Here is a 12420-nt window from a genome sequence, read left to right on the forward strand (position 1 = left end):
ATAATTATTCGCCCGATATACAAGCTTGATTACGCTGGGGAATTGTTCCATAGGTTTTATTTTATAGCTTTAGGTCGATCGATCCCTGTCCATTTGAGGAATGAGAACAAATACCTAAATCTCAGTTTCGCCGGTAAGATTCTAAATTTTTCTGTAGTTAATGATACGGAATACTAAATTTGTGTCAGACTAAAGGTAGAAGTTGATCGCACCTGTGGCAAGGATAAATTTATGAATATTGAAGAAAAAGCACGTCTTAATTTAACCCAAGAACGACAAGCAGAAGGAATGCTCGAAGAAAAAGTCTTAACTCGTACAGAGGAGCTTTTAGGGGAAGGGGAGGCAGGAACTGCAAAAGCGCGGGTTTTATTAACTGAAAATCGTCAAGAAGACGAAAAACTCCAAGATAAGATTTTAGAACGTTCGATCGAAGCTATGCAATAGCCTTTCGGTGAGGACTGGGAATATCCACACAAGTCTAGATAAATGTCTGTAGAGACGTGGTTTTCCCCGTCTCTATTTCAATTCCCGATAACTAATCACTGTTAAACTAATCACTGTTCACACTCTGGACAGTGAAAAAATGCAGATCCGAAGAAAACACCCCAATCCTGCCGTTAAAGTTGAGAGTTTGAGTTATGTGGTGAAAGTGCCAGAGGCACAACCGCAAAATATTTTAGAAGAAATCGTTTGGCATAAGGAGATAGAAGTCGATAAATTGCGCGAACGGTTGCCTTTATTGGAATTACGCCAAAAAATAGCCAATACTGCGCCACCTTGCGACTTTTTAGCCGCCTTAAACCAGGGTAAAACCCAACCCGCTTTGATTGCCGAAGTGAAAAAAGCTTCCCCTAGCAAGGGAGTCATCCGCGAAGATTTTGATCCTGTAGCGATCGCCCGTACCTATGAACAGGGAGGGGCCACTTGTTTATCGGTTTTAACCGATAGTAAGTTTTTTCAAGGTAGTTACGAAAATCTTACCCTCGTCCGGCAAGCGGTATCTTTACCCCTATTATGCAAGGAATTTATCCTTTATCCCTATCAAATCTACTACGCTCGCTCTAAAGGAGCCGATGCTGTCCTTTTAATTGCCGCTATTTTAAGCGATCAAGACCTAGCATATTTTGTCAAAATTGTCAAGGGTTTAGGGATGACAGCTTTGGTAGAGGTGCATAGTCTGGCTGAATTCGATCGAGTGTTAGCCATTGAGGGAATCGAACTAATCGGCATTAATAACCGCAATTTAGAGACATTTACAGTCGATTTAGACAATACTCGCCAATTACTAGAAGCCAGGGGCGAAAAGGTGCGAGAAAAAGGTATTCTGATCGTCAGCGAATCGGGATTACACACAGCAACAGATCTGGCGAAAGTGAAGCAAGCGGGAGCAAATGCGGTTCTAATTGGCGAATCTTTGGTAAAACTGCCCGATGCTGCCCGCGGTATCCAAAAACTCTTTGAAAATCGGGAATAGGAGTTAGGAAGTGGGGAAGTGGGGAGAGGGAATTATGAATTATAAATTATGAATTATGAAGTGGGGAATTGGGGAGATGGGGAAGCTGTCTCATCACCCTATCACCCCAAAACCCTATCACCCTATCTCCTGAATCCTGATTCCCGACTACTGATCACTGATAACTGACAAGGCTATCTGCCGGGATATAATCAGAGTTTGCCGAATCTTAAATCATCCCCTCAGAATTGATGCGATCGAGATTTGGTTTTTTATCTTTTTGAATATAGCCCAACGAGAGAGGACGAACCATGGAAAATAAAAATATGTTGATGATTCCCGGCCCCACACCAGTGCCGGAAGCGGTATTATTGGCTATGGCTAAAGCACCTATCGGTCATCGGACGGGTGCTTTTAGCAAGGTAATCGCCGAATTAACCGAAAATCTCAAATGGTTGCATCAAACCAGTGGCGATGTTTTAATGCTAACTGCTTCGGGAACCGGTGCCATGGAAGCGGGAATTATTAATTTTCTCAGCCCCGGCGATCGAGTTTTGGTGGGGGATAATGGTAAATTTGGGGAACGTTGGGCGAAAGTGGCGAAAGCCTACGGCTTAAATGTGGATATCATTAAGGCAGAATGGGGTAAACCCCTAGATCCAGAGGCATTCACTGCTAAACTGACCGAAGACAAGGAAAAAGCCATCAAAGCGGTAATTATCACCCATTCGGAAACTTCCACCGGGGTTCTCAATGACTTGGAAAGCATTAACAAAGCGGTAAAAGACCACGGGGAAGCTTTAATCATCGTCGATGCTGTCACCAGTTTAGGAGCTTATCATATTCCCATCGATGAATGGGGTTTAGATGTGGTCGGTTCTGGTTCCCAGAAAGGTTATATGATTCCTCCCGGTTTAGGTTTTGTTTCCGTAAGTCAAAAAGCTTGGAAAGCCTACGAAACCGCCAAACTGCCCCGTTTTTATCTAGATTTGGGCAAATACAAAAAAGCCACCGATGAGGATAGTTCCCCCTTTACCCCTCCAGTTAACCTGATGTACGGTTTACAAGCTTCTCTGCAAATGATGAGAAGGGAGGGATTAGCGGCAATTTTCGCCCGTCACCAACGCTTAACGAAGATGACGCGGGCCGGTATGCGGGCCCTGGATTTGCCCCTCTACGCGGCGGATTACTGCGCTTCCACGGCGATTACTGCCGTGGCCCCCACTCTGGTGGATGCGGAAAAAATTCGTTCGACTCTCAATAAAAAGTTCGACATCGCTGTGGCTGGTGGTCAGGATCACCTCAAGGGTAAAATCTTCCGTATCGGTCATTTAGGTTTTGCCAGTGAGAGGGATATCCTCACGGTTATCGCTGCCATTGAAGCGACTTTAATCGAGTTAGGTGTCGAAGGTGTCACCCCCGGCGCCGGTGTGGCTGCGGCTGCCTCGGTGATGGTGCAGGGTTAATCTTGGGTTGGCTTTTCCCCTTCTCCCCAAAGAGGGGGATTTTTGCCGGAAAATATATTTTATACCAAAATAGTATGATTAACTTCCAATCCAACTTTAAAAACCCGGTTATGGATTGTTTCCCCCGCTCGGCACTCACCCACTCTCCTACACCTTTTAAACAGGATTTAGTATGACTTCATCGCGGGCCGATTTGGGGCAAATGCAAAGCCGGATCCTGCGCTGTCCAACCGACGGGAGTATCTAAGCGCACCTCAAAATGAAGATGGGGGGGAATAATATCCGGTTGTCCCGTGGTGCCAACCGCACCGATAACGTCTCCTGCTCGTACCCGTTGGTCAATTCTGACTGTAACCCTGCTTAAATGGGCATAACGGGTCTGCCGGCGACCTAAATGATTAATTACTACCAAATTACCATAGGCCCCTTCCTGACCCACATAAATTACTAGACCATCTTCGGCTGCTAGAACTGGTGTACCAATTGAGGCGAGAAGATCAATACCACTATGAAAGAGATTTTTCGGTTCCGTGGGGCTTTTTTGCCAACCGTAGGCTAATCCGACAGTGCTGGCCAAGGGTAAGGGATAAGAACTTAATCCAGTATAATCCGATCGCTTGCCGGCGGCGGACCAATTGGTGCCAGGGATAAAAACTATTGTCGGCCGGCGACCACAACCGTTAAGCTCAAAGAGTATATCGGCACGAATACCATAGGCCGCTTCTAAATCGCGCCAAGTGGAACCCTTGGGTGCTTCGATGCGAATGCCGTTCATCGGGGGAATAAAGATTTCTTTACCGACGGGAGCCACACCATTTTTGAGAATAGTCGGATTGAGTTTAATTATCGTTGCCGGGATGAGAGCGTATTTTTCGGCGATGGAGGCGATCGTTTCCCCCGCTCGGATTTTATGGCGTTGTAACCTTGATAAAATCGGCAGGGGACAAACATTATCAGACCCTTGGGCAAAAATTAATTTTTGATTTAAGCCCAAAAAACCTAGACAAAAAAACAAAATTGTGCTAATGAAACTTAGCCAACTTTTCTCACTTCTGATTCTCCGACCCATGACCATAAAAAAAGCGATTTCTTAATTACAAAACCCGGAGAATACTAGGAATACTGTCAATAGCTTCTAAAGACTCTATTGCCACTAAAGCATTGCGGAAATTGCCCTCGCGTACATCGTGGGTGACAACGACAATTTCGGCTAAATCACCCCTAATCCCAATTTGTACCACGGATTCTAGACTAACCCCATGGTCGCCGAAAGCCATACCTAAATGACCGATGACCCCCGGCACATCGCGACAGAGAAAACGAGCATAAAAACGGGTCGATAAATCCTCCATGGGGGCGATTTGACAATAATGCTGGTGAACACAGCTTAAAAGCGGGTCAAGTTCCTTGGTTTTGCCACTACTTTTTAAAATTCCGACGATATTCATCACATCCGATACTACTGCACTGGCCGTCGGTCCGCCACCGGCACCCGGTCCATAAAACATCACTTGTCCCAAGGGTTCCCCCTCGACCAGAATAGCGTTATAGACTCCGTTAGCATTAGCGAGGGGATGGATTTTCGGTACTAGGGTTGGATGAACCCGCAGCTCTAGGGTATCGGAATCCTCTTTAACCGTATCTTTTGCGATCGCTAATAATTTAATCACAAATCCCAGTCTATCAGCGTAGGCGATATCGACGGCGCTAACTTGCCGGATACCTTCACAGTAAACATCTTCCCGTTTTACCCGACCTCCAAAACCCAGAGAGGCTAAAATAGCGATTTTATCGGCTGCGTCGAATCCATCCACGTCCGCAGTGGGATCCGCTTCTGCATAACCTAATTCCTGAGCTTTGGCCAGCACTTCGCTAAAATCTGCCCCTTTTTGGCTCATTTCCGTGAGAATATAGTTAGTTGTGCCGTTGACAATTCCCATAATGCTGCTGATACGATTAGCGCCGAGGGATTGTTTCAAGGGTTTAATGACGGGAATTCCACCACCCACGGCCGCTTCTAGGAGGACATAAACCCCTTTTTCGTTGGCCTTGGCGTAGATTTCGTCACCAAAACGGGCAATAACCGCCTTATTTGCCGTAACAACGTGCTTTCCCGATGCGATTGCTTGGAGAATTAAAGAGCGTGCCGGTTCCAAACCCCCCAATAATTCGACAATAATATCAATTTCGGGGTCAGTAACGATCGATTCTAGGTCAGTGGTCAAAAGATGGGGAGAAAGCTCGATTTCTCTCGGTTTATCTAGGGATCTAACTCCCACTCGTCCAATGGTAATCTCTTTGAGTACGGGATGACGACCAAAAGGATCGAGGAGGATTTTCGCTGTTCCCGTCCCCACAACCCCGAAACCGAGTAAACCAATCTTAAAGGTCACGCTTTTATCTCCTGCTAGTCCGACGCAAAAAATACTAATGGCCAAGCTGTCGCCATTGTCGATTTTATCATTACAAGGTCTTTGTCTGTGGGGTTTTCTTTTGCTTCCCTGACACCACTAACACACCTCAAATGGTGGGAGTTAGCTAATTTTCAGCCCGCGAATCGCATAATCTAATAATTCGATAGGATGAATAACGGGTGTATCTTTTCCCTGTAATTGTAGATGTTTTTTAATTTGTAGGGAACAACCCGGATTAGGAGAAGCAATCACCGCAGCCCCAGTATTTAATAAATTGCGTACTTTCTGCTGACCTAATTCATCGGCAGTATCTGGCTGTAGCATATTATAAACTCCGGCACTGCCACAACATAAGGCCGCATCGATAGGTTCTTTTAAGTTAATATTGGGGATTTTTTGCAATAATTGCCGTGGTTGCACCGAGATTTTTTGTCCGTGTAAAAGATGACAGGCATCTTGATAAACTAGGGTTAATTCTGTCTCGGTAATCGGGGATAAATCAGCAGTTAATCCCACTGCTGCCAAAAATTCTTGAGCATCGCGTACTTTAGCCACAAACTCCTTAGCCTTATCTTTATATTCAGGATCATCGGCTAAAATATGATGATATTCCTTGAGAGTATGACCACAACCCGCCGCATTGATAATAATATAATCAACCTCGCTTGCTGCGAAACTATCAATCATTTGTCTGGCCAAACTTTGTGCTTGTTTTTCCTGTCCTTGGTGTGCGGGTAAAGCGGCACAACAACCCTGGGTTTTTGGGATAACCACTTCACAACCATTGGCAGTTAAAACCCGCACTGTCGCTTCATTTACCGGCGAGAAAAAGAGGCGCTGCACACAACCTAAAACCACCCCTACCCGATAGCGTTTTTCCGTTTGGGAAGGAATAACATCGGGATAGTTTTTAAACAGAGAATTTAGGGTAATTTTGGGGAGAATTGATTCCATGGCCGCTAGACGGGGAAAGAGCATTTTTAAGATACCCGATTTCCTGACTAGGGTTTGTAATCCCAGGGTTTGATATAACCAGAGGAAAGGTAAAAATAATTTGAGACGGACGGGATAGGGAAAGAGATTAAAAATCAGAAAACGAATAATTTTATCTTTAAAACTGCGGGGTTGATTGCGTTCCACCTGCGGACGAACTGCGGAGATTAATTGATCGTATTGTACTCCCGATGGACAGGTACTAACACAGGCTAAACAACCTAAACAAGTATCAAAATGTTGGCTAGTGGTTTCGTCTAAAACTGCTTCTCCTTTGTTGATGGCATTCATCAGATAAATTCTACCCCGGGGGGAGTCCATTTCTTTGCCAATAACTCGATAACTGGGACAGGTAGAAAGACAAAAACCACAGTGAACACAACTATCAATTAATTCTTGGGCAGGGGGATTTTTGGGGTCAAATCCTTGATTTTTTTGGTCGATTAATTCTTGAAAGTTAACGGAATTCTCGGAGGTTTGCATGATTTTTAATTAGATTTTGTTAAGAAAGCGTTCAGGACTAAAAATACCGTGAGGATCGAATTTAGTTTTTAGGGTTTTCATCATGGCAATCGCGTTACCTGTATAACCCCAAGGTTCAATTTTTTCTTTTAGGGATAGAGGTGCGGTTAACACAGTTAAATAACCCTGATTGGCGCTGCATAAAGAGCGAATTTTGTCAAGATTTTCCTCCGATTTTAAGATAACTTTACCCACGCCGCTACTAATATTAATCGAGGCTAGTCCGTTAATTTGGTCGATAACTAGAGCTAAACTGCTGGGTAATAATCCTATTTTGCCGAAAAAATTGCCCTCTTGGTCATAATTATCGATTGTTTTTCGGTATCTTTGCCATAGAGAAACTTCTTCCTCATCCCGATAAGAATTAGTCTGACAATCTAACTGTTGTCCTAAATAACTCACCTGTTGCGATTGTTCGCTAATACTTTCGGGAATACTTTGAAAACGCAGCAGTAAAGCGACTTTTTCCCCTAATCCTAATGCTTGCGTCATCCCTAGGTTTAAACATTCAGCCACGGTGGGAGTTAAAGACGATTGCCGAATAACTTGACTTAATTTACTAATATTTTCGCTATTTCCTCTAATTATCAGGGTTTCTGAGTTAGCAGTTTCGGGATACAGTCGCAGGGTAATCTGATCGATAATCCCTAAAGTGCCGTAGGAACCCGTAAATAGCTTCATCATGTCGTATCCCGCCACATTCTTGACCACACGCCCTCCAGCTTTAGCAATCTCGCCATCGTGACGGATAAAGGAGAATCCTAGGATCAAATCCCGGACACCACCGTATCTTTGCCGCCATGTTCCCGCGTCGGCCGTGGCCATAATACCGCCAATCGTGGCATTATCGGCGTAACTGGGATCAAGAGAAAGAAATTGAGAGCTAGGAGCTAAAAAAGCCTGTAAATCCGCTATTTTAAGCCCAGCTTGCACGGTTATAGTTAAATCTCCCCTAGCATGGTCAATAATCCGGTTGAGATTTTGGGTACTGACTAAAATATCGGGTGACTGGACTAACCCACCCCAATCTAATTTACTGCCTTGACCGTAGGCCAGTAAAGACAGACGATTTTCGTTGGTAAAACGCACCAGAGAGGCTAAAGCAGCCGTATTAGCGGGATAAACTATAATTTCAGGACTTTTGCCCCTAATTGCCCTTGATAGTCTTTCTTGTTCCTCTTTTGGCACTTGTGGCCAGGTAATAACCGTCGTGTCGGGGGGTAAAATAGAAGTTATCTGGGCAGCGATCGCAGTCATATTTGACAAAAGAATTGAGGAGTGAGGAGTCAGGACTTACCGGGGGATAATCCCGAAGAATGGGGGTAATGCTAGGGCTAATCAGTAATTTTGGGCCTCTGTTAATCAGATTACCTTAGTTTGGCTCCCCATCTCCGATGTCGGGCAATTCCAGTCATACTGAAGCAGAAAGAAGTCAGCTAATAACTAACTGCTAAATTAGCCATACACTCGTGCCATAATGGTAGATTACCTCGATCAGTAAGCCAAGAAGTAATGAGTGTAAATTGGACGAATAGCCGCGCCAAGCGATTAAGTGCCTTACCCCCCTACGTTTTCGCCCGCTTGGATGAATTAAAAGCCTTAGCCCGCAAAGAAGGACTAGATTTAATCGATTTAGGCATGGGCAACCCGGATGGTGCTGCCCCGCGTCCAGTTATCGAAGCGGCCATTCAAGCTTTTGAAACCCCCCAATTTCACGGTTATCCACCCTTTGAAGGAACCGCCAGTTTCCGAGAAGCGATCGCTAAATGGTATTATCGCTGTTATGGTGTGCAACTCAATCCCGATAACGAAGCTTTACCGCTGCTCGGTTCCAAAGAGGGACTATCTCACCTGGCCTTAGCTTATGTTAACCCCGGCGATGTGGTCTTGGTTCCCAGTCCCGCCTATCCCGCCCATTTTCGCGGTCCCTTGATTGCCGGGGCGACGCTATACCCGATCATTTTAAAAGCAGAACAGGATTGGCTGATAGATATCGATTCTATCCCCGAAGATGTGGCTAAACAGGCGAAAATCCTCTATTTTAACTATCCCAGTAACCCCACCGCCGCCATTGCCCCCCGGGAGTTTTTTGAAAAAATCGTTGCTTGGGCCCAGCACTATGAGATTATGCTCGTCCACGATCTCTGTTATGCTGAATTGAGTTTTGATGGTTATCAGCCCACCAGTTTATTAGAAATTCCGGGGGCAAAAGAGATTAGTGTGGAATTTCATACCCTCTCGAAAACCTATAATATGGCCGGGTGGCGCGTCGGTTTTGTCGTGGGCAATTCCGATATTATTCAAGGGTTACGCACCCTGAAAACTAATCTCGATTATGGCATCTTTTCCGTCATCCAAAAAGCGGCCGAAACCGCCCTACAACTGCCGGATGAATACGTCAAACAAGTACAGGAAAGATACCGGCAGCGACGAGATTTTTTAATCAAAGGTTTGGGGCAATTAGGTTGGGATATTCCCCCCTCTAAGGCGACAATGTATCTCTGGGTCCCCTGTAGCGTCGGTATGACTTCCACGGATTTCGCCCTCAGCGTCCTGCAAAAAACTGGTGTTGTTGTCACTCCGGGTAATGCTTTTGGAGAGGGAGGGGAAGGTTATGTGCGCGTCAGTTTAATCGCCGATATCCCGCGATTAGGGGAAGCTTTACAGCGCCTCGAAGATGCGGGAATTCGCTATCAGTAAGGAGAATTTTTTCCCTTGATTTATCGGCAAAATCCCTCTAGGCACTGGCTAAAATTGTATGATGGAATTTTATCGCGGTAGCCTGCCACTCCCATGACCTACAGCTTAAGAATTGCCGATATTCCTGTCAGTGAAAGACCAAGGGAACGTTTAATCAGCGTCGGGGCGAAAAACCTCAGTAACGCCGAATTATTAGCGATTTTACTGGCTACAGGTCAAGGTAAGGGGAAACTCTCGGCGGTGGGTTTAGGACAGCATATTCTCAACGAATTGAGTAAATATCGCCGGGATCCTTTGGACGTTTTGAGGGATATTCAGCCCCAAGAATTAACCGCTATTCATGGCATTGGACCGGCTAAGGCTACTACTATTCTAGCGGCGATCGAATTGGGAAAACGAGCTTTTCAACGACGACCGACGGAAAAAATGGTCATCGATAGTCCCGATACCGCTGCCGCTATCCTTGGCCACGAACTAATGTATCAGTCTCAGGAACGTTTCGCCGTTATTTTACTCGATGTCAAAAATCAGTTAATCGCACTAAAAGTGATTACTATCGGCACAGCCACGGAAACACTGGTACATCCGCGAGAAATCTTTCGAGAAGTAGTGAAACAATCAGCTACTAAGTTAATTATCGCCCATAATCACCCCACCGGGTCACTTGTGCCTAGTCAAGACGATATTTTACTCACAGAACAATTATTACAGGGGGCTACCTATCTAGCCATTCCTCTCCTAGATCATTTGATCCTCGGTAATGGCAACTTCCAAAGTCTTCGCCAAATCACAGATCTTTGGGAAAAATATCCTCAAGAGGATTAGACCTCTTGTAAAAATCAAAAATTGTGGTTAGGTTTAGCTGGAAAAGGGAGCGAATGCGCTCGAAATCCGGGTAAAATTTGAGAGATACAATCGGTCAATTGGGCATGGATTATAAAGAAGCGGGCGTGGATGTGGAAGCGGGACGCGCTTTCGTCGAGAAAATTCGCCAAAATGTGGAAAGTACCTTCCGTCCCGAAGTTATCGGCGGTTTAGGCGGTTTTGGCGGCTATTTTCAGTTACCTTCCGGTTATCAGCAACCCGTGTTAGTATCGGGAACTGATGGTGTGGGAACCAAGCTGAAAATTGCCCATAGTCTCAATCGCCATGATACGGTGGGAATTGACCTCGTGGCTATGTGCGTCAACGATGTCTTAACCTCCGGGGCCGAACCTTTATTTTTCTTAGATTATCTCGCCACCGGTAAACTGGAAGCGTCACAGTTAGCGGCGGTGGTATCGGGAATCGCTAGTGCCTGTCGTGATAGTGGTTGTACTCTTTTGGGAGGGGAAACGGCGGAGATGCCGGGGTTTTATGGGGCAGGAGAGTACGATTTAGCCGGTTTTTGCGTCGGTATTGTCGAAAAAAGTCAATTACTCGACGGCAGTAAGGTGCAAATCGGCGATGTGGCTATCGGTTTAGCCAGTAGTGGGGTTCACAGTAACGGTTTTAGTCTTGTTCGTAAGATTATCGACACCCAGGGCTTAAATTGGCAAGATTGCCCCGCAATTTTGGCTGGCTCTAGCTTAGGTGAAGTTTTGTTAACTCCCACTAGACTTTATGTCAAACCTGTGCTAGAACTGCTGCGCTCTGGGTTAGATATTCACGCCATGGCCCACATTACTGGGGGTGGCATCCCGGAAAATTTGCCCCGCTGCTTAGGTAAAGGGCATTCCGTGCAGATTTATCCCGAAAGTTGGCCAGTTTTGCCGATTTTTCACTGGTTAGCCCAGATGGGATCGGTTAATGCCGAAGCCATGTTTAATACTTTTAATATGGGTATCGGTTTTGTGATTATTGTCCCATCAGATCTGGCGCAATCGACTATTAATCAACTACAATCCTCTGGGATTAATGCCTACGAAATCGGCGAAGTGATTGCCGGTAAGGGGGAGATTGTTGGGCTTGATTAAAGTTAGTTGAAGCTAAGAAGATTTTGCCATCAATTCCCCCAAAAAATCAGGTTGACTGGCTGGGATAGCAGCAGAGTTTCGGCCTATCCCCAACCGAAGTTATATTAAGTTTTTTTACTTAAGTAGTTATACCTAGTCTGCTTCTCGATAGAATTAGGTCAGAGCCTCATAAGGCACTTTTTCAGAGAAAAAGAGGTTATAGCCATGCAAGGAACGCCTATCCCCCAACTATTAGGAGACCAGTGGTCTGGGGAAAAGGTGCTGGTGACTGGAGCTTCGCGATTTAAAGGCAGTTGGTTATTTGATGCTCCCCGAAGCGCTCATGGGAGGGATTCTTGGTTCAACAAGTCCACCATACCAAGTACCTAAGTACAGGACAAAAAATATAAGGACTGCAAAAAGCTAAGTACAGGACAAAAGAAGATAAAGGAGAAAAGTCATGTTTACAATTCAAGATACCCAAAAAGACAATTCCTTCGCAGAAGCTCGGAAACAAACTGAAGAATACAAACGCTTGCAAGAAGCTCGGAAACAAACTGAAGAATACAAACGCTTGCAAGAAGTCCGTGAACAAAATATCCCTTGGAAAAAATGGGGTCCCTATTTAAGCGATCGCCAATGGGCAACTGTCCGAGAAGATTATAGTCAGGATGGTAGTGCTTGGAAATATTTTACTCATGATCATGCCCGTTCTCGTGCCTACCGTTGGGGAGAAGATGGAATATTGGGAATTTCTGATGAGCGTCAGCATCTTTGTTTTGCTATTTCTCTTTGGAATCTGACAGGGGGACAAGAAAGATGAAATCCATAGATCATAAGCTTTTCATGGTTTTGGCTCGAAAAAGTTCGCCGCACCATCTCTCACTTATTAATAATAATTCCTAGTAAGCTCGCTCCTATCCCTAATTCTTTCGTTA

Annotated in this window: 10 protein-coding genes and 1 pseudogene; 7 read left to right on the forward strand and 4 right to left on the reverse strand. The window is 45.2% G+C overall.

Features of this window, described 5'->3' with window-relative positions:
* The first annotated feature begins 231 nt into the window (after positions 1-231).
* From IM473_RS18205 to IM473_RS18215, 3 genes are all read left to right on the forward strand, one after another.
* Positions 232-444 (forward strand): hypothetical protein, encoded by a 213-nt coding sequence (locus tag IM473_RS18205; protein WP_287660138.1) that lies wholly within the window; start codon positions 232-234, stop codon positions 442-444.
* A 139-nt stretch (positions 445-583) separates the two neighbouring features.
* A complete protein-coding gene (gene trpC, locus IM473_RS18210; protein ID WP_287660139.1) occupies positions 584-1474 on the forward strand; it encodes an indole-3-glycerol phosphate synthase TrpC in 891 nt (296 codons plus the stop codon).
* Between the two features lie 290 nt (positions 1475-1764).
* Positions 1765-2919, forward strand: a complete 1155-nt coding sequence (locus IM473_RS18215) for a pyridoxal-phosphate-dependent aminotransferase family protein (protein ID WP_287660140.1) — start codon at positions 1765-1767, stop codon at positions 2917-2919.
* 178 nt (positions 2920-3097) lie between these two features.
* On the opposite strand, the gene IM473_RS18220 is transcribed toward IM473_RS18215, so the two are convergent.
* The 4 genes from IM473_RS18220 to IM473_RS18235 form a co-directional block, all read right to left on the reverse strand.
* Positions 3098-3994, reverse strand: coding sequence for a M23 family metallopeptidase (locus IM473_RS18220; protein WP_287660141.1), 897 nt, complete (start codon positions 3992-3994; stop codon positions 3098-3100).
* Between the two features lie 19 nt (positions 3995-4013).
* Entirely contained in the window at positions 4014-5312 is a 1299-nt protein-coding gene (locus IM473_RS18225) for a homoserine dehydrogenase (protein WP_287660142.1), read from the reverse strand.
* 141 nt (positions 5313-5453) lie between these two features.
* The gene (locus tag IM473_RS18230; protein ID WP_287660143.1) at positions 5454-6809 is read right to left on the reverse strand and encodes a (Fe-S)-binding protein; all 1356 of its coding nucleotides are present in this window, start codon (positions 6807-6809) and stop codon (positions 5454-5456) included.
* 9 nt (positions 6810-6818) lie between these two features.
* Positions 6819-8105: an FAD-binding oxidoreductase gene (locus IM473_RS18235; RefSeq protein ID WP_287660144.1), complete on the reverse strand. Its 1287-nt coding sequence runs from the start codon at positions 8103-8105 to the stop codon at positions 6819-6821.
* 255 nt (positions 8106-8360) lie between these two features.
* Here IM473_RS18235 and IM473_RS18240 point away from each other — a divergent pair, with 255 nt between their 5' ends.
* The 4 genes and pseudogenes from IM473_RS18240 to IM473_RS18255 form a co-directional block, all read left to right on the forward strand.
* Complete coding sequence (locus IM473_RS18240; RefSeq protein WP_287660145.1) at positions 8361-9548, forward strand: aspartate aminotransferase; 1188 nt, start codon at positions 8361-8363, stop codon at positions 9546-9548.
* Positions 9549-9641: 93 nt separating this feature from the next.
* Positions 9642-10373 carry a RadC family protein gene (radC, locus tag IM473_RS18245; RefSeq protein ID WP_002732646.1) on the forward strand — a complete coding sequence of 244 codons (732 nt, stop codon included), beginning with the start codon at positions 9642-9644 and terminating at the stop codon, positions 10371-10373.
* A 104-nt stretch (positions 10374-10477) separates the two neighbouring features.
* Positions 10478-11503, forward strand: coding sequence for a phosphoribosylformylglycinamidine cyclo-ligase (purM, locus tag IM473_RS18250; protein ID WP_287660146.1), 1026 nt, complete (start codon positions 10478-10480; stop codon positions 11501-11503).
* Between the two features lie 439 nt (positions 11504-11942).
* Positions 11943-12281 (forward strand): annotated as a pseudogene (locus IM473_RS18255) (MGH1-like glycoside hydrolase domain-containing protein); the annotation flags it as partial.
* Positions 12282-12420 lie beyond the last annotated feature (139 nt).

Source organism: Microcystis sp. M015S2 (assembly GCF_020245945.1).
In the GTDB taxonomy this organism is placed as follows: Bacteria; Cyanobacteriota; Cyanobacteriia; order Cyanobacteriales; family Microcystaceae; genus Microcystis.